The sequence below is a fragment of the Streptomyces sp. NPDC042002 genome (assembly GCF_055588305.1).
This window is the reverse complement of the sequence record NZ_JBVJCT010000014.1, coordinates 85832-102761: the sequence shown is the minus strand read 5'-3', so window position 1 is coordinate 102761 and position 16930 is coordinate 85832. Positions and strand designations below refer to the sequence as shown.

The 16930-nt window shown below is 71.5% G+C and carries 20 protein-coding genes; 13 read left to right on the top strand and 7 right to left on the bottom strand.

Annotated elements, in window-relative coordinates:
• The first annotated feature begins 182 nt into the window (after positions 1-182).
• The 7 genes from ACZ6KY_RS21845 (at position 183) to ACZ6KY_RS21815 (ending at position 7125) form a co-directional block, all read left to right on the top strand.
• On the top strand, positions 183-1178 hold the full coding sequence (locus tag ACZ6KY_RS21845) for an MASE1 domain-containing protein (RefSeq protein WP_469311954.1): 996 nt from the start codon (positions 183-185) through the stop codon (positions 1176-1178).
• Between the two features lie 290 nt (positions 1179-1468).
• On the top strand, positions 1469-3109 hold the full coding sequence (pgm, locus tag ACZ6KY_RS21840) for a phosphoglucomutase (alpha-D-glucose-1,6-bisphosphate-dependent) (protein ID WP_469311953.1): 1641 nt from the start codon (positions 1469-1471) through the stop codon (positions 3107-3109).
• Positions 3110-3338: 229 nt separating this feature from the next.
• Positions 3339-3806: a DUF5990 family protein gene (locus ACZ6KY_RS21835; protein ID WP_469311952.1), complete on the top strand. Its 468-nt coding sequence runs from the start codon at positions 3339-3341 to the stop codon at positions 3804-3806.
• Between the two features lie 114 nt (positions 3807-3920).
• Positions 3921-4952, top strand: coding sequence for a medium chain dehydrogenase/reductase family protein (locus tag ACZ6KY_RS21830; RefSeq protein WP_469311951.1), 1032 nt, complete (start codon positions 3921-3923; stop codon positions 4950-4952).
• A 63-nt stretch (positions 4953-5015) separates the two neighbouring features.
• Positions 5016-5594, top strand: a complete 579-nt coding sequence (locus ACZ6KY_RS21825; RefSeq protein WP_469311950.1) for an ester cyclase — start codon at positions 5016-5018, stop codon at positions 5592-5594.
• Between the two features lie 179 nt (positions 5595-5773).
• Positions 5774-6157: a DUF2267 domain-containing protein gene (locus ACZ6KY_RS21820; RefSeq protein ID WP_469311949.1), complete on the top strand. Its 384-nt coding sequence runs from the start codon at positions 5774-5776 to the stop codon at positions 6155-6157.
• A gap of 197 nt (positions 6158-6354) precedes the next feature.
• Positions 6355-7125, top strand: coding sequence for a DUF4232 domain-containing protein (locus tag ACZ6KY_RS21815; RefSeq protein ID WP_469311948.1), 771 nt, complete (start codon positions 6355-6357; stop codon positions 7123-7125).
• Between the two features lie 67 nt (positions 7126-7192).
• Here ACZ6KY_RS21815 and ACZ6KY_RS21810 read toward each other — a convergent pair whose 3' ends face one another.
• A complete protein-coding gene (locus tag ACZ6KY_RS21810) occupies positions 7193-7525 on the bottom strand; it encodes a putative quinol monooxygenase (protein WP_469311947.1) in 333 nt (110 codons plus the stop codon).
• Between the two features lie 198 nt (positions 7526-7723).
• Between ACZ6KY_RS21810 and ACZ6KY_RS21805 the strand changes: the two genes are divergently transcribed.
• The gene (locus ACZ6KY_RS21805) at positions 7724-8368 is read left to right on the top strand and encodes a DUF2975 domain-containing protein (RefSeq protein WP_469311946.1); all 645 of its coding nucleotides are present in this window, start codon (positions 7724-7726) and stop codon (positions 8366-8368) included.
• Entirely contained in the window at positions 8368-8595 is a 228-nt protein-coding gene (locus ACZ6KY_RS21800; protein ID WP_469311945.1) for a helix-turn-helix domain-containing protein, read from the top strand. Before ACZ6KY_RS21805 ends, ACZ6KY_RS21800 begins: the two co-directional genes overlap by 1 nt.
• 41 nt (positions 8596-8636) lie before the next feature.
• Here ACZ6KY_RS21800 and ACZ6KY_RS21795 read toward each other — a convergent pair whose 3' ends face one another.
• The 5 genes from ACZ6KY_RS21795 to ACZ6KY_RS21775 form a co-directional block, all read right to left on the bottom strand.
• A complete protein-coding gene (locus tag ACZ6KY_RS21795) occupies positions 8637-9308 on the bottom strand; it encodes a VOC family protein (protein WP_469311944.1) in 672 nt (223 codons plus the stop codon).
• A 56-nt stretch (positions 9309-9364) separates the two neighbouring features.
• Positions 9365-10177, bottom strand: coding sequence for a phosphatase PAP2 family protein (locus ACZ6KY_RS21790; RefSeq protein WP_469311943.1), 813 nt, complete (start codon positions 10175-10177; stop codon positions 9365-9367).
• Entirely contained in the window at positions 10178-11131 is a 954-nt protein-coding gene (locus tag ACZ6KY_RS21785; RefSeq protein ID WP_469311942.1) for a YihY/virulence factor BrkB family protein, read from the bottom strand. It lies immediately after the preceding gene.
• Complete coding sequence (locus ACZ6KY_RS21780; RefSeq protein WP_469311941.1) at positions 11132-12874, bottom strand: bifunctional phosphatase PAP2/diacylglycerol kinase family protein; 1743 nt, start codon at positions 12872-12874, stop codon at positions 11132-11134.
• Between the two features lie 370 nt (positions 12875-13244).
• Positions 13245-13742: a lamin tail domain-containing protein gene (locus ACZ6KY_RS21775; protein WP_469311940.1), complete on the bottom strand. Its 498-nt coding sequence runs from the start codon at positions 13740-13742 to the stop codon at positions 13245-13247.
• A 235-nt stretch (positions 13743-13977) separates the two neighbouring features.
• Here ACZ6KY_RS21775 and ACZ6KY_RS21770 point away from each other — a divergent pair, with 235 nt between their 5' ends.
• The 4 genes from ACZ6KY_RS21770 to ACZ6KY_RS21755 all read left to right on the top strand — a co-directional run bounded on the left by ACZ6KY_RS21770 (position 13978) and on the right by ACZ6KY_RS21755 (position 16346).
• On the top strand, positions 13978-14292 hold the full coding sequence (locus ACZ6KY_RS21770) for a DUF6400 family protein (RefSeq protein ID WP_469311939.1): 315 nt from the start codon (positions 13978-13980) through the stop codon (positions 14290-14292).
• The gene (locus ACZ6KY_RS21765; protein ID WP_469311938.1) at positions 14279-14536 is read left to right on the top strand and encodes a hypothetical protein; all 258 of its coding nucleotides are present in this window, start codon (positions 14279-14281) and stop codon (positions 14534-14536) included. The genes ACZ6KY_RS21770 and ACZ6KY_RS21765 overlap by 14 nt, the downstream gene beginning before the upstream one ends.
• Before the next feature lie 394 nt (positions 14537-14930).
• The gene (locus tag ACZ6KY_RS21760) at positions 14931-15422 is read left to right on the top strand and encodes a hypothetical protein (protein WP_469311937.1); all 492 of its coding nucleotides are present in this window, start codon (positions 14931-14933) and stop codon (positions 15420-15422) included.
• A 552-nt stretch (positions 15423-15974) separates the two neighbouring features.
• Positions 15975-16346: an alpha-amylase gene (locus tag ACZ6KY_RS21755; protein WP_469311936.1), complete on the top strand. Its 372-nt coding sequence runs from the start codon at positions 15975-15977 to the stop codon at positions 16344-16346.
• A gap of 82 nt (positions 16347-16428) precedes the next feature.
• Here ACZ6KY_RS21755 and ACZ6KY_RS21750 read toward each other — a convergent pair whose 3' ends face one another.
• Positions 16429-16929, bottom strand: coding sequence for a cysteine dioxygenase (locus ACZ6KY_RS21750; RefSeq protein ID WP_469311935.1), 501 nt, complete (start codon positions 16927-16929; stop codon positions 16429-16431).
• Position 16930 lies beyond the last annotated feature (1 nt).

The following is a 16930-nucleotide window of genomic DNA, read 5'->3' as shown; positions in this document are numbered from 1 at the left end:
GGTAGGCGCCCGCTGTCCGGCCCCAGGGGTGCCACCACCGTCCGGGCCCCTGGGTGGGCGCCCACCGTCCGGTCCCTGAGTCGCCACCACCGTCCGCCCCGATGGGTGCCACCCTTCGTCCGCCCTCAGCGCAGGGCGCCGCTCGCCTCGCCGAGAGTGCCCCGGCGGTGTCTGATGGCTCTGTGGTGGCTACACGCGAGCTGCGCCGACCGGCCGTCGTCGCTCTTCAGACGCTGGCGATCGCCGCCTGCTACTTCGGGGCAGGGCGGCTGGGACTCCTGCGGCGGCTCTCGGTCGAGGGAGCGGTGTTCACACCCATCTGGCCGCCCACCGGCGTGGCCGTCGCCGCGCTGCTGCTCCTGGGGCTCTGGTCGTGGCTCGGGATCGCGATCGGAGCCCTGCTGGTCGTCCTGTCCCTGTCCTCGTTCGCCACGTTCCAGCCTTCCGCGATAGGCATCGTCGCGGGCAACACCGTCGCCCCGATCTGCGCCTACTTCCTGCTGCGCGGGGTGCGTTTCCGCCCCGATCTCAGCCGGTTGCGCGATGGCCTCGCCCTGGTGTTCCTGGCGGCCCTGGGCAGCATGATGATCAGCGCGACGGCGGACGTCGGCCTGCTGGTGCTCACGGACAAACTCGCCCCGGAGGGCTTCTGGGCGGTCTGGCTCGCGTGGTGGGTGGGTGACGCGATGGGAGTCCTGATCGTCACCCCGATCCTTCTGATGCTGTACGCGGTACGCGCCCCGGTGAGCCTGACGCGATGGAAGGAGGCCGCCGTGCTCCTGGCCGCGGTCTGCGTCATGGTGCCGCTCGCCACGCGCAGCTCCATCAGCCTGCTGTTCCTCGTCTACCCGCTGCTGATCTGGGCGGCGCTGCGTTTCGAGCTCCCGGGCAGCCTGGCGTGCGCCCTCTTCGCCTCCGTCATGGCCACGGTGGCGGCCACGCAGAAGGTCGGCCCGTTCGACCAGCTCGGCCATACGGAGATCATGATCAAGCTACAGGCCTTCAACGGAACCATGGCCCTGACAGCGCTTCTCCTGTCCGCCGTGATCACCGAACAGCGCAACACCAGACACTCCGTGGAACTGGCCTGCCAGGAACTGGTGCAGGTGCTGGAGCACCTGACCGCCGGGAATCCCACCCCCAGACCGCCGCCCGCGGACGAGGACGGCCTGAGCTGACGGCGGGGGAGGGCCGAGGGGTGGATTTCTCGCGTCCCGGGCCGTCCCGCTTCTTCGGCGGCAGCGGCGTCGGCGCTGTCGCCGTCTTCGTGCGTGCCCGGCCGCCCTCCCGAGGGGTGTGACTGCCTCCCCTGTACGGGCCGGGGTCGCCCTCCCGCGGGGTGCGGCCCGGCGCTGCCCACAGCGGTCGTGGCGGCACTGTTGGCCGTGGCGGCACTGTGCCGCCACGCGGCCCGGTGGGGAAAGATGAGACCACCAGCGATGAACCACCGATGTGGAGGTGCGGGCACATGCAGCACGAGCGAGCGGGCCGTCCGGCAGGCCCCGAGGACCTCGTCGACGTAGCCCGGTTGGTCACCGCGTACTACGCGCTCCACCCCGACCCGGCCGAGCCCGGCCAGCGCGTCTCCTTCGGTACGTCAGGACACCGCGGCTCGTCCCTGGCGACCGCCTTCAACGAGGACCACATCGCCGCGACGAGCCAGGCCATCTGCGAGTACCGCGACGGCCGGGGCATCGACGGCCCGCTCTTCCTGGGGGCCGACAGCCACGCGCTCTCGGAGCCGGCGAAGGTCACCGCCCTGGAGGTGTTCGCGGCCAACGACGTGACGGTGCTCCTCGACAGCGAGGACGGCTACACCCCCACTCCGGCGGTCTCGCACGCCATCCTCACCTACAACCGCGGACGGTCCTCGGGCCTCGCGGACGGTGTGGTGGTCACGCCCTCCCACAATCCGCCGGCCGACGGGGGCTTCAAGTACAACCCGCCGAACGGCGGCCCGGCGGGCTCCGAGGCGACCTCCTGGATCCAGGACCGGGCCAACGAACTCATCGGGGACGGCCTCAAGGACGTACGGCGTGTCACCTACGCCAGGGCACTCGCGGCTCCCGGTACCGGCCACTACGACTTCCTCGGCACCTATGTGGCCGATCTGCCGCAGGTGCTGGATCTGGACGCGATCCGCGCGGCCGGTGTCCGTATCGGCGCAGACCCCCTGGGCGGGGCCTCGGTCGCCTACTGGGGGCGCATCGCCGAGCAGCACGCGCTCGACCTGACCGTGGTCAACCCGCTCACCGACCCCACCTGGCGGTTCATGACGCTCGACTGGGACGGCAAGATCCGCATGGACTGCTCGTCGCCGTATGCCATGGCCTCGCTCATCGAGCGGCGCGACCGTTTCCAGATCTCCACGGGCAACGACGCCGACGCCGACCGCCACGGGATCGTCACCCCGGACGCCGGACTCATGAACCCCAACCACTATCTCGCCGCCGCCATCGCCTACCTCTACTCCCACCGGGAGCGGTGGCCCGCCGACACGGGGATCGGCAAGACCCTGGTGTCCTCCGGGATGATCGACCGGGTCGCCGCCGACCTCGGCCGCCGGCTGGTCGAGGTGCCCGTCGGCTTCAAGTGGTTCGTGGACGGGCTGGTCGACGGCTCCATCGGGTTCGGCGGGGAGGAGTCGGCGGGCGCCTCGTTCCTGCGCCGCGACGGCTCGGTCTGGACCACCGACAAGGACGGCATCATCCTGGCCCTGCTCGCCTCCGAGATCACGGGAGTGACCGGAAAGACGCCATCCGAGCACTACGCCGGGCTCACCGCGCGCTTCGGCGAACCCGCCTACGAGCGCATCGACGCCCCGGCGTCCCGCGACGAGAAGGCTCTCCTCGCGAAGCTCTCGCCCGCGCAGATCACCACGGACACCCTCGCCGGGGAAGCGGTCACCGCGGTCCTCACCGAGGCCCCGGGCAACGGCGCGCCCATCGGCGGTATCAAGGTGACCACCGAGAACGCCTGGTTCGCGGCCCGCCCGTCGGGTACCGAGGACGTCTACAAGATCTACGCGGAGTCGTTCCGCGGAACCGATCACCTCCGCCAGGTGCAGGACGAGGCGAAGGCGGTCGTCTCGGCGGCGCTGTCCGGCTGAGACCACGTCGTCACCGGCGCCGTGGTCCCCGCGACCCGGCGCCGGCGCCCTTTGGCGGCGGGGCGGGCCATGCGGCGTTCGGTGCCGAGGTCCGGGGTGTTCGGTGCCGGGCTCAGAGGCGTTCGGGGCCGGGTAGTCCGGGTCTTCGGTGTGTGTGGCCCGGCGCTCGGCGCGGGTGGCGCGTTCCGCGGATCTCGCCGCGGGGCGGTTCGGCGGCATGATGGCCCGCATGCGCATCCGTATCGACGCCACTGACCTGCCCGGCCCCACGTGCCCGGCCCCCGAGGGCCGCACCGTCTCGGCGTACGACAACATCCACGTGGCTGTGCAACGCCGCGACCGCCCGGCCGAGCTGCTGGATCCCCAGCCGGGCGACGGTGTGTCCGCGACCTGGACCCTCGAATGCACGGCGGCACCCTCGCCGACGGGTATCGAGGTGAAGGGTCCCTACGTGCAGGACCGCCTGGGCCACCGGTTCATCTATCTGTCGTGGGGCACCGTCGACGAGGCGGGTGTCTTCAGCATGTTCCGTCGCGCCAAGCTCATGATCGACGCCGTCCCCTCCGACGTACTGGCCGAGGCGGCGCGCGAGGGACTCCTCGTCGGGCGTCTGGGCCTGACCGACGAGAGCGGCCACCCGCGGTGCGCGCGTGTGGTGCCGCCGGAGATCGAGTGGACCGCCGAAGCCGTCTCGTAGACCCTGCCTCAAGTTAGAACCTATAACGAAAGCTCTGGACGTTCACGCCCGTGAGTTATAGCTTCTAACGAAAGCGATAGTAGATAACTCGCGCGGAGCGCAGTGGAGGTCGTCATGAACGCCGAAGGACTCGTCGAGGTCGTCCTGCCGGGCAAGGTGGAGCCGGAAGGGCTGGAGATCCGGCACGGCGCGGTCCCCGTCGCGGGCCCCGGCCAGGTCGTGATCCGGATGGAGGCGACCGGCGTCTCCTTCGCCGAACAGCAGATGCGCCGCGGGCGGTACTACGACCAGCCGCCGTTCCCCTTCGTGCCCGGCTACGACCTGGTCGGCACGGTCCTCACCGCCGGCCAGGGCGTCGACCCGGGGCTGGCCGGCACCCGGGTGGCCGCTCTGGTCAAGGTCGGCGGCTGGGCCAGTCACGTGTGCGTGGAGGCGGCGGACGTGGTGCCGGTGCCCGAGGGGATCGCGGCGGCGGAGGCGGAGACCGTGGTCGTCAACGGCATCACCGCCTGGCAGATGCTGCACCGCAAGGCGCGGGTCCGGGCCGGGCAGACCGTCCTCGTGCACGGCGCCAACGGCGGGGTCGGCTCGGTCCTCGTCCAGCTCGCGCACGCCGCGGGCGCGAAGGTGATCGGTACGGCCTCCGCGCGCCACCACGACGCCCTGCGGGCACGGGGCGTCACCCCCGTCGACTATCGCAACGGCGACGTCCCGGCACGCGTGCGAGAACTCGCCCCCGGCGGGGTCGACGCCGTCTTCGACCACGTCGGAGGCCGCAGCGCCGTCGACTCCTGGCACCTGCTCGCCCCCGGCGGCACGCTCGTCGCCTACGGCAGCGCCTCCACCCGGGACGACACGGGGTCCAAGCAGGGGCCCGTACTCAAGCTCCTCGGCCGGGTGTGGTTGTGGAACACCCTGCCCAACGGCCGCCACGCCTACTTCTTCAACGTCTGGGCGGGCCGGGCCCTGTCCAAGAACCGCTTCCGGGCCCGGCTGCGCGCCGATCTCTCGCAGGTCTTCACCGCCCTCCAGCGCGGTGACGTCACCGCCCGGATCGCCGCCCAACTGCCGCTGACCCAGGTCGCCGAGGCCCTGCGGCTGGCCGAGTCCGGCACCGTCGCCGGAAAGGTCGTCCTCCATCCGTAGGGCCAGGCCGCGACGCCCCTGACCGCAGCTCATCCCTCCCTCCCCCAAACGCGAGGACCTGCCATGACCGACACCCGCGCCGTCCCGCCGCGCCGCCGGACGCTCCTGCTCGTCCCCGCCGCGCTCACCGCCGTCGGCCTCACCGCGACGACGGCCGCGGCGGACACCTCGACGACCGGCACGTCCGCTGGGACGTCCTCCGGCGCGGGCCGTCACGGGACCGCCCGGAAGCCGGGGGCCATGCTCGACGCGTGGCTGCGCCTCTGGAACGGCGACTACGCCCAGGCACCCGGCGTCATCGCGTCCGACTTCCGCGTCCACGCCGCCCTCATCGGCGGCGGCGACGGCAGCGCCATCCGGGGCGCCGACGGCCTCGTGGCCTGGATCGCGCAGACCCGTGCCGCGTTCCCCGACCTGCGCTTCGCGATACAGGTCGCCCCTTTGGTGGACGGCCGACATGTGTCCGTACGGTGGACGGCCACCGGCACCTACGCCGGCGGTTTCCCCGGTGCCGAGGCCGCCCCCGGCACCGAGGTCGACTTCACCGGCACCGACACCCTCCGCGTCCGCGAGGACAGGTTCGTCGAGTACTGGGTCAATTCCGACACCTTGCGGCTGCTCACCCAGCTCGAAGTCCGCTGAACCAGGCCCCCGTTCCGCGGTGCTCGGGCACAGGCCCCCACGGCTTGCCCGCGCGGGCCCGGCACCCGCGTGTCAGGGTGGATTCAGGGCCGCGTAGCCGCGAGTTCACCAGGACTTCGGGCGCCAGGCCCTCAGACCGCCGAGCCGTCGGACCGACGAGGCAGAAAAGGAGACAGCGCGTGGAGGAGAGGGAATTCATCCAAGCGGTGTCGGAGCGCACGGGCCTGTCGCGACAGGAGTCGGCCGATCTGACCCGCGCCACGCTGGAGACGCTCGCCCACCGGCTGAGCGGGAGCAAGGACCGGGCCTTGGCGCTGGAGCTCCCGGACGGCCTGGCCGAAGCCGTTCAGCGAGGTGCGACCTCGGCCATCGAGGTCTTCGGCTACGACGAGACCGTACGGCGGGTCGCCGAACGCAACATGCTCAAGAAGGACGAGGCCGACAGCGGCGTCCGCGCCGTGCTCGTGACGCTGCGCGAGGCGATCAGCGAGAAGGAGTTCGGCAACATGATGTCGCAGCTCGGAGCCGAGTTCTCCAAGCCGGCCGAGGAACTCGTCGGCTGACTCGCCGGCACCTTCTCGCAGGGACACGATTCAGGGAGTTCCGTTCCCGCGTCCGGCCGAGGCGTCGGCGGTTCGAGGCGGACGGCCCCGCAGCACGGCTTCCACCCGTTGCCCCCTTGCCGCAGGGGTTCGTGCCGCGACAGGGCGGTCGCGGGCCTTGCCCCGGCAGTCCCGGCACTGTGTGCCGGGCTGTCGGCATGCCGGCCCCCGGTCGTGGGTGTGCCCGGCCGTCCGCAGGGTCCCGCGCGAGATGCCTCAGTCCCGGCCCACTCACGCCGGGCTGCCGCTCGCGCCGCGCTCCTCGCCGCCACGACCACGGCCGTGCTCGCCCTGGCCTCACCGCCTGCGGGCCGGACGGATCCGGCACGAAGTCGTCGGGCCCGGAGACCGGCAGCACCTCGCAGGCCGCCTCGCCGACGGCATCCGCAGAGAACGCCGGCGCCGCGAAGGACGGCGACACCAACGGCAGTTCGGCCGGTTCGAAGACGTCGACCGGTTCCGGATCGGGTTCGGACGCGGCGTCGGGTACCGGGTCGGCGTCCGGCTCCACGCCTGTCTGCACCACCAAGGACGTCGCCATCAGCGCGGCCTACCAGGGTGGCCCGCCCTGCACCCACATCGTTCTGACGGCCAAGAACACCTCGGGCCACAGCTGCCGCATGAACGGCTTCCCCGAGGTCCGGTTCCTGGAGAGCCACCGGGAGAACGTGCCCGCCGTCGCCAAGAGCAAGCCGGCCGCTCCCGTCGTCCTGTCCGCCGGGGCACCCGCCTACGCTCTCGTGAGGCTGTCGGACGGCGGCAAGGACGAGGACACCGAGCCCGTGATCGCCTTCTCCGTGACACTCCAGGGCGGCAGCGGTCCGGCCACCGTCAAGGCCCCGGGCGCCGACGGCATCGCCGTCGACTCCACGAAGTGGGCCACCGGCTACTGGACCCCCGAACTCCGCAACGGAGCCGACGACTTCTAGTCGCCAGCCAGCGGCCGGTGGCCCGGACCCGGGGTCCGGGCCCGGTCGACGACTGGTGCGGCAACCCTCAGGACTGCCCCTCCACGACCATCTCGCCCAGGAGGGACCAGTCGTCCTGGGCGAGCTTCATGTTCACGATGCGCGGTGTCGCGACCAGGTGGCCGGGCAGGGTCTGCTGGGCCGCCTTGAAGTGCGCGGACTGGACGTGCGACGCTCCGGCCTCGTCGTCCCGGAAGGCCTCGACCAGGACGTACTCCGTCGGATCCTCGATGCTCCGGGACCAGTCGAACCAGAGACAGCCGGGTTCGGCGCGGGTGGCGGCGGTGAAGTCGGCGGTGATCTCCGGCCACCGCTCCGCGTCTTCGGGGCGGACGCTGAACTTGACGGTAATGAAGATCATGAAAGCTCCTCCGGGTCTGTGTCGAGCCATTCTCTGCCGTCCACACCGGTTGAACACCATGGGTCCGTAGGCCGACCGGGGGAACCCCCACGAGGGCATGTCCGGCCGACGCGATGTCCACGGTCGATTGATGTTGCCGGCGCCCGCCTCACTCTGTATCGTTTTTCGATAACATCGATAATCGATACGGGGGAAGTCGTGGCAACGGTACGCAATCCGCTGGAGCCGATGTCGAGCGCGGTCCGGGGCATCGTGACGATGCTCGCGGTGCTGATGGTCGCGAGCGTGTTCGGCATGTTCGTGGACGGCCTGGGCGTGCACGTCCTCGGCATCGGCGACAAGCCCGTCTGTGTGACGGACGCGTCCTCGACGACGGGCGGCGACGCGTCTCCCCTGGAGTTCAAGCCCGCACCGGGGGCGTCGGCAGGCCTGGACGCCCACCCGAGATACTGCACCGACCACCCCACCACGGCGCAGAGTCTGCTCCACACCGCGAACCTGGTTCCCTCCTTCCTCTTCACCGTCGGAGCGCTCCTGCTCGTTCTCCGGCTGATCCGGGGCGCGGAGCGCGAGGGCCTCTACACCGCGCGGACCGCGGGGCGGCTGCGCGGGCTGGGCTGGTGGCTGCTGGCCGGCAGTGTGCTCGCCGCGATCGCGGAGTCGGTGACCGAGAAGGCTCTCGTCGGTTCTCTGAGCAGGGGTGGCGACGTCAGCGCTCTCACCGGGCTGATCTCGTGGAACGGTCCCTACATGGCGGTACTCACCGGCCTCGGCGTGCTCTCCTTCGCGCGGGTCATGCGCGTCGGCATCGCCATGCGCGAAGACCTCGACGGAACGGTCTGATGTCCGAGGACAAGGAGGAGCACGCGATCGAGGTCCACCTCGACCGCCTGCTCGAAGAACGCGGGATGACCTTGGCCGAGCTCGCCGACCGGGTCGGTGTCACCCATGTGAACCTGTCGATCCTGAAGAACGGCCGGGCGAGAGCCGTACGGTTCACCACCCTGACCCGGCTCTGCGAGGTGCTGAAGTGCCAGCCGGGCGATCTCCTCAGTTATCGCCCGCACTGAGCGCGGAGGCCCGCGAGGGCCCCGTCCGGTGGGGGAGTTCCCTAATCACGCTCGACCGCCGTGCAGACACAGACCCTGTTTCCCTCCGGGTCGGCGAGCACGGTGTACGACGGGGAGTGGGAGTCGTCGACCACTGTGCCCCCGGCGGCGAGGGCGGCCCCGATGCGCGTCAGCGCCGCCTCGGGGGCCAGCCACAGATCCAAGTGCCAGCGCTGGCGCGGGGTCTTGTGGGCATCGGTCCGCTGGAACCACACGCTGGGGACACGGCTCGTCGGGTCGAAGACCGAGTCGTACACCGTGTTGTCGGCGTCTCCCGTGAGCAGCGCCGCCCAAAAGGGGCCTGCCACCGTGTCGTTCGCGGTGTCCAGGGCGATTTCCAGCTGTGCCACCTCGTCAGGGGCGGCCGTCAGCCCGTGTTCGCGTGCGAGCGCCGAGATGACGCGAGCCAGCTCCAGGTCTTTCGGGGTGACCCAGCGGGCACCCTTTTCGTCGACGCTGAACAGGCTCACGTCGACGAGACCGGGCCCCAGCCTGACCTCCGGTACGTCATGTCCGGCGGTGACCGACGCCTGTGCGACCGCGCCCACGAAAGCGGCTCCCGAGCCCATATCGACGGTCCGGTAGCGGGCGGCGAGGGGCTGAGCGAGCTTGCGCCAGTCGCTCGACCCGTGCGCGATCGATTCAAGAATCTCGCGGTTGCTGACCTTGTCCATGCGTCCAGGATTCCAGGCCGTGCCGGTGCCAAGAGCCAAGGCGCCCGAACGAACCGTCATGTGACGGGCCGTTCGCGTTCCCCTTGCGCGTCGGATGCCCCCGGTTCCGGCCGTTCGTCGGTGAGTTCGGGCTCCAGGCCTTCGCCGACGGCGGCACGGGGCCGCCCCGCGTCGGCGCGCCAGGCTTCGAACGCCCAGGCGGTGAGGGCGACGACGGCCAGGCCGAGCAGCCAGCCGCCCAGCACATCGCTGAACCAGTGAACGCCCAGGGCGACGCGGGTGAAGCCGACCCCGACGACGGAGAGCACCGCCGCGTACCAGCAGAGCACTCGCCGGGAGCGCGGCACCACGGGCAGCAGGACCAGCAAGAGGATGGCGAACGAGGTGGTGGCGGTCATCGCGTGGCCCGACGGGAACGAGAACCCCGGAGCCCGCGCCACCGGATCCTCCAGCGACGGACGTGCCCGCTCGACGACCGTCTTCACCAGGAGTCCGATGAGTCCGCCGGCCACGGCTGTCACCGCGGACCAGGCGGCCAGACGCCATGCCCGGCGGTACAGCAGCCAGACGGTCAGCAGCGCGACAGCCGTGCGCAAGGTGAGCGGATCCCAGACCCGGTCGGAGAGGAAGCGCAGCGCACTCGTCCAGGCGGGATGCTCCAGGGCGATCCCGTGCAGCCGCCGGGCAGCGCCCGCGTCCAGCCGGCGCAGGGGTTGCCACTGTCCCTCGACGAGGACGAGGAGCAGGCCGAAGGGCACCGCGGCGATCGCCGCCACGGCGGCCGAGCCGAGCAGCCGGGCGCCGAATCGGCGGTCGGCCGCCCGACGACGGTGGTCCAGCAGGCTCCGGACCGCGACGCGCGCCGCCATTCAGACTCCCGGATCTGGGGAGATCGGACCGGGGCGCCGGGCGCGTGAGGCCTCCAACTGCGCCGCGAAGGACAGTCCCAGGAACAGGGCGATCGAGGTCAGGTAGGCCCAGAGCAGCAGCGACATGAAGGCACTGAGGGGGCCGTAGACCGTGTCGAAGGAACCGCTGATCCCGAGGTAGAGGCTCAACAGCCAGGTCAGCGCCGTCCAGAGCACCAGATACACGGCGGCGCCGAAGGCCAGCCAGGTGTACCCGGGTTGCCGGCGGCGGGGCGAACGACGGAAGATCGCGCTGGCCGAGATGAGGGCGAGGAGCAGTCCGAAGGGCCAACGCAGCACGTCCCAGGCGGTCTTGGCGTCTCCGTCGAGGTGGTAGACGGTCACGACCGCGGACGCCAGATCGCCGCCGGCCACCATCAGGACGAATCCGAGGCCGAGCGGGATTCCCGCGCACACGGACATCACCAGGCCGCGCAGATACTTCCGGTGGAAGACGCGGTCGCGCTCGTTCCCGTAGATCCGGTTCGCGCCGCGCTCTATCTGGCACATCGCGGTGGTCACGTTGACCAGGGAGAAGGCCAGACCGAACCACAGGGCGACCTGCGCCCCGTCGCCCGCCGTGTGCCGGCTGCGGCGCAGCGCGTCGTCGACGACGTCGGCGCTCGGGCCCGCGGCGATCCGGCGGATCGTCAGTTCGGCGACTCTGCCGATGTCCTCGGTGTGCAGGGCCGAGGAGAGACCCACGAACGCGATGGCGAGCGGGATCAAGGCCAGGACCGTCTGCAGGGCGAGCGCACGGGAGTGGCTGAACCCGTCGGCGTAGCGGAACCGGATGAACGCGTCGCGCAGCAGGGGCCAGCCGCCGTAGCGGCGCAGGGACGCCAGTGCCTCGTCGACGGAGAGCTCGTCTCCCGTCATGGCGCGGGTCTCGGGGACCTTCGTCGCGGTACCCATTCACTTCTCCCGGGAGGGCAGCAGGACGGTCAGCGCGCCGGGCTCGACCTCGGCGGTGAGGCGCCGGCCGGGGCCCACCGGATCCCCGTCGAGTTCCCGGGACTGCGGGGTGGCGAAGGTGAGTTCGGCGCGCCGGAAGGTGAAGAACTCGACGGGGACCTTGTTCTGGTCGTCGCCCTCGGCCGCGAGGGTGTGCAGGGTGGACGGCCGGGACGCTGCTGCGCGGCCGCGCAGCAGCGTCCCTACGGCGCGCAGCCAGCCGACGGGGCCGCGGGGATCGAGGACCAGGAGGTCGAGCAGCCCGTCGTCGGGACGGGCGGCGGGCAGCAGGGTCATCCCGCCCTGCACGGTTCCGACGTTGCCGACGAGCACCATACGGGCCGTGCGGCGCATGGCGGGGGAGCCGTCCAGCCGGATCGTCACGCGCATACGGGGTGTGCGCAGTGTCCCGAACCCGGCCAGGGCGTAGGCCGGCCAGCCCAGGTGGGCCTTGGCGCGAGGATCGGTGTGCTCCATCATCGCGGCGTCGAGGCCCGCCCCGGCCATCGCGGCGAACCGGGTGGCGGTCAGGCCGTCGCCCTTGATGTTTCCGAGGTCGAGCCGGTGCGGACTCCCGCCCAGCGCGGCGTCGAGCGCGGCGGTGGGGGAGAGCGGCAGACCGAGATTGCGAGCCAGCAGGTTGCCGGTGCCGCAGGGGACGATGGCCAGCGGAACACCGCTCTCGACCAGGGCGTCGGCGACCGTGCGGACGGTCCCGTCCCCTCCGCAGACCACGACGAGTGTCGCGCCCTCGCGGACCGCGCGGGCCGTCTGCCCGGCCCCGGGGTCGTCCGCGGTGGTCTCCAGGAACACGGGGCCGCGGTGGCCGTGCCGTTCAAGGGTCCGCCGCAGATCGTTGCGCGTGGCCTCGTCGGTCACCGTGGGATTGAGGATCACGGCGGTGGTGCCGGGCCGGCGCTCGCCGGCGGTCCGGGCGGCGGGTACGCCGCCCGTGGACGGAGCGGCGGTCACCGACCGGTCGACGAGCAGGGCGCGGCCCACGATCAGCAGGGAAAGGCCGCCGTTGACGAGGCCGCCCAGGACGTCCGTGGGGTGATGCATGCCCCGGTAGAGCCGGGCGGTGCCCACGAGCAGCGGCAGGAGCAGCAGCAGTCCGGCCACGACCCTGCGCCACGGTCCGCGGATCCGGGACAGCGCGACCACCGCCAGACCGGCGTAGAGCGCGGTGGCCGCCCCGGTATGTCCGGAGGTGTAACTGGAGGTGGGCGGCGAGGCGTCGAGGCGGTCCACGTCCGGCCGGTTCCGGTCCACCGACTCGGTGATGGCCAGGAAGACCAGCGACTGGAGCGAGACGGCGAGGGCGAGGAAGATCGCCTGGCGCCACATCGGCAGACGGGGCAGCAGGAGCAGGCCCAGGCAGGTCAGAAGCGTGATGGTGATCACCGTGAGGGTGTTGCCGGCTTCCGAGGCGATGGACGACAGCGTGGTGAGCGGGCCGGTGCGGACTCGTTCGAGGGCCTCGTTCACGCCGTCCTCGGCCGTCAGCGGCCACAGCCCGCGGGCGGGACCGGTGATCAGGAGTCCGATGCCCACCATGAACGCCGCCTGGCACGTGGTCAGCGCAGCGATGCGCGCGGTGGTCCAGCCGGTGCCCCGGGGCAGCGCGAACGAGCGGGCCGAGCCCATGGCTTCGGTTCGGCTGCCGGATGTTCCGGCGGTTCTGTCCGGTACGGCGGTCGGCATCGGGACTCCCAGGGGGCAGCGCGGTGCGGCCGGTTTCCGCCCGGGCCGCGCTTCCTCCCGGGTCCACTGCCGACTGCCCCGGAACGCCTCGGACAGGCCTGTCACGGCGTGGAATTGGGCGAAAGCCCCGTTTCGAGCGGGTGACCCGCGGCCGGCCGCTGATCCGGGTGATCGGCTCTCCGCCCCTGGCGACGGGAGCCCGACCGGATCGCACGCGATACGGGAGAGGCCGATGTGCGGACCGGACCGGCCCCGGGTGGAGCAGCAGCGCGCCGCCGCGCGCCGGTGCGCCCGCACCTGGGACGGTCCATCCGAGCGGGCGGAGCCCGGCACCCGTCCGAAGACCGGTCAACGGGCTCCGGCGTTCGGCTCAGCCGTGATAGGTGATGTACCCGTTGCCGTCACGGTCGTTGGCCGACTTGGTGTACGAGTGGACATCGGCGCGGGCACCGGACGACTTGTACAGGTAGATGCTGTCCTTGTCGTTGTTCCAGATGAAGTTGCAGTTCTGGCGGTAGACGACGTTGCCGGAGTCCGAGTCCGTGCCGTGCCCGCCGCGGAGCTTGATGTAGTCCCCGGGCTCGAGGTAGTGGTTCGCGGGGAAGGTGAACTTGTTGCCCGTGGCGTCCTTGACGACGTAGCCCTTCAGGTTCACGGTCGAGCTGGACGAGTAGTTCTTGATCGTCAGGTACTCGTCTCTGGTGTTGCCGCTGGAGCAGCTGTTGGAGTCCCGGCCGGGCGCGTCGTACTGGACGCCCTTGATCTTCAGCGCGGACGAGTACTCCGTGGCCTGGGCCGGGGCCGTGGCGATGGCGGCGAGCGTGCCGGCAGCGGCGGCGGTGACAGCCAGGGCGTTGCGAATACGCATGAGGAATCCCCCCTCGGTGGTGCGGATGAAGCTCCAGGAGCATACCGATGATGTGATCGACGGATGGCGGAAATGTGTCGGACACGTGAACGCCCTCGTGCCGTCCACGTCCGGTGCGGCCCGGCGGACGGGCCTGTCCATCCGTCGTGGGACCCGTCATCGTGGCCGCCGACCTGCTGTGACTTCTCCCACCTCCTCTTGTCCCGGCAAGGAAGGCATACCTAAGTTCTGTCCCATGGCCCCACAGAATCCCCCGCTTCCCCACGGCCCCGGTGAGGCCGACGCCCCGCGCCTCACGGGTGCCGGTCGACCGGACGCCCCGGCTCTCGTCGACTTCGCCATCGACCTCACCGCTCAGGAGGTCCAGCGGCAGGCCCAGATCCTGGCCGCCCTCGGCCCCGACTGGGACCCGATGGAGGTCATGCGCGGAGAGGAAGCCGCGTACGCCCTGCTCTACTCCGGTCTCGACGAGCAGCAGCAGCGCGTGTACGACGACCTGGTCGCGTCCGGCGTGCTTCCCCGGCGCGGAGACGACAGTGCTGCCGCTTGACCCTCAGGCGGACATCGGGCGCCGCGCCTGGGTGACGTGTCCGAACTGCGCCGACAGTCACGGGTGCGCGTCCTGCGAACAGCGGCGGTCGTGCTCCGACCACTGGCGCTACCTGCTCTCCACCACCGGAAGCCTGCTTCACCTGCAGTGCCCGTCGTGCACCCATGTCTGGGTCCACGAGACCGGATTCGGCGCCACCCGCTCCCTGTGGAACCGCGTCGCGGGCGGCCGCCCCGAACGCTGACCGGCGGGCAGGCGTCACCAGCCCAGTTCTTTACCCACCCCCCAGGTCCCGCATGTCACGGCGGGGATATCCTCAAGGGCCCCAGGCGGGTCGAACGTGTCCGACGCGCCGCTGTGGGAAGATCGCAACCCCGCACGAAGCAGTCCGGGCCCGCGCATGCCATCGCTCGTAGATTCGAGGACGCTCGCGGCCCACCGGTGGATGACGGACCGGCCCGCGCGGGTAAAGAAACTATGCGCACCAGCGCGAACATCCCACTGCCGAAGGACTGCCGGTCTTGGACCTCCCACACTCCGAATCTGCTGCCGCGCGACGTCCGGGACGCACTTGGACCGTCCGCATCTCCGGCCACAGCGACCGCACCGCGTCGGTCACGTGCTCCTCTCCCTGTGCCATGCCGCCGCGGTCCCGTGACCTCGCCTCGCTGCGCCGCTTCGCCGAGGCCCACGTCGGGGCGCATGGCCGCGCTGCCACCGTGCACGCCGACGCCGCCTGCGCCTGCCGGCAGACGCAGTGCGCCTCCCACGAGGGCAGTCAGGTGCACTGCATGGGCAGTGTGCTGCTCGTGCTGCGCCATGATCAGGCCATTGCCCAGGTGTGGACCCTCATGGAAGTCTGCGCCGCCTGTGCCCCGTTGATGACGCACACCCGCGTCGTGGGCCGTGCCGTGCCCCGCACCCGTACGCCCTCCGCGCCCTCCGAGCCGGCGGCCACCACCGGTGCCCCCGTGGTCGCCCCGGCGGTCCCCGGCGGATTCAGCGCCCCGAGCGGGCCGGGTTTCAACAGCGCGGACGCACCCCCGGCACCGTCACGTCGGCGCGCCGTCGGCCGTGGCCGCCCCCAGCCCCGACAGGGCCGGCGGGACCAGGGCAGATCTCGCGGCTGACCACGTTCGCGGTCGGCTGACCGGATCCCCGCCCGCATGCGGCCGACCACGGCCTCAGCCCGTTGACCACGGCCTCGGCGGTCGGCCGGCCACGGTCCACCACGGTCGGCCGCGGCCTCACCGCGGCCACTCGCCACGCCGTCGACGGTCGTCGACCGGCGGTCGACGCGACCCGGGCGAAGGCGAGGCCCGGGTCCGCTTCCACCCCTGCGGCGAAAGCGCGACACGCGCCGGTCCGGCCGACCGGACCGACGTCCCGGCCGGCGCGCACGGCTCTGTCCGCGGTTCCCGTCGGTCACCGCCCGGCCCGCGCGTGAACGCCGCGGTCCACGCGCCGTCCGCGCGACCGGCGAACTGCCATGCGCACATGTCGCCCCGGAAGCGGGCACAAGACCCGGATCCGGGCATCTTCGTGAACTGCACCGCTGCGGTTGAGAGTTCATCATCGACTGAAAGGAGTTGCATGGCTTTGCGCAATTCTTGCAGGCGTTGCAGGGTGGCACCGCGCAGAGGCTCCAAGGCCGCTGCTTCGCCGACATGAAGGACGCCGCCATGTTCCCCGTCAGCCGCTTCGTATCCCCGCTCCGGCTCAGGACGGTCCTGGGTCTGTCCGCCGCGGTTCTGGGCCTGTTGGGTGCGACCGGCGCACCCGCCACCGCGCGAGACGCCGGCCGGGTCGCCCCCGCCGACGATGTCGCCCAGGCGACAGCCGTTCCCGACTGCGTCCACTACTACAGCGACTGGCGCTACACGACCGTCGTCAACGACTGCGACACCACCGTGAACGTCACCGTCGAATACACCGACGGCCAGAGCGCCCCGTGCCGCACCCTGCTGCCCCAGGCCATCGCCACCTTCGCGGGCTACGGTCCCCAGCTCAACTACGTCACGGGCCTGAGCACCTGCACACCGACGACCGTGTGACGTCGTCGCACATGTGCCGACCCGGGCGACGGGTCTCTCCCCTCGCCCGGGTCTCCGGTCCGTGCGGCCCGGCAGGGCGCCGTCATGCGGCCGGGCTGCCCAGGGGCCGGAGTTCGTCGGCGTACGAGACCGAGATACGGCGCATCAGGCCGTCCTCGGTGATGTCGTACTGCCCCAGGCGCCACAGCGGCGGCGAGTAGGCGTGCAGGGAGACCGCGTCGTCGGTGGCGCCGGTGAGGCGGTGGATGTGGTCGGGGCCGAAGCAGAACGAGTCGCCCGCGCCGACGCCGACGGACAGGTGACGGCCCCCGATACGGGGGTTGGACTCGGTCAGAGCGCCCTGGACCACCCGGACGGCGCCTGAGGAGACGTCGTGATCGTGCCAGCCGGTGTCGCTGCGCCGGGTCCAGCAGAGCAGCCAGACGTCGACGTACTCGTCGCGGTGCAGCGAGGCGTAGTGCCGCTCCTCGTGGGAGAAGGCGATCCGGTCGCGCCAGAGCTCGGGCCGGGCGGCGAGATCGTCGACGAGCCGCCGGAGTTCGTGCTTGTCGAGCGTGCGGTCCGGCAGGGCCGAGTACGTCACG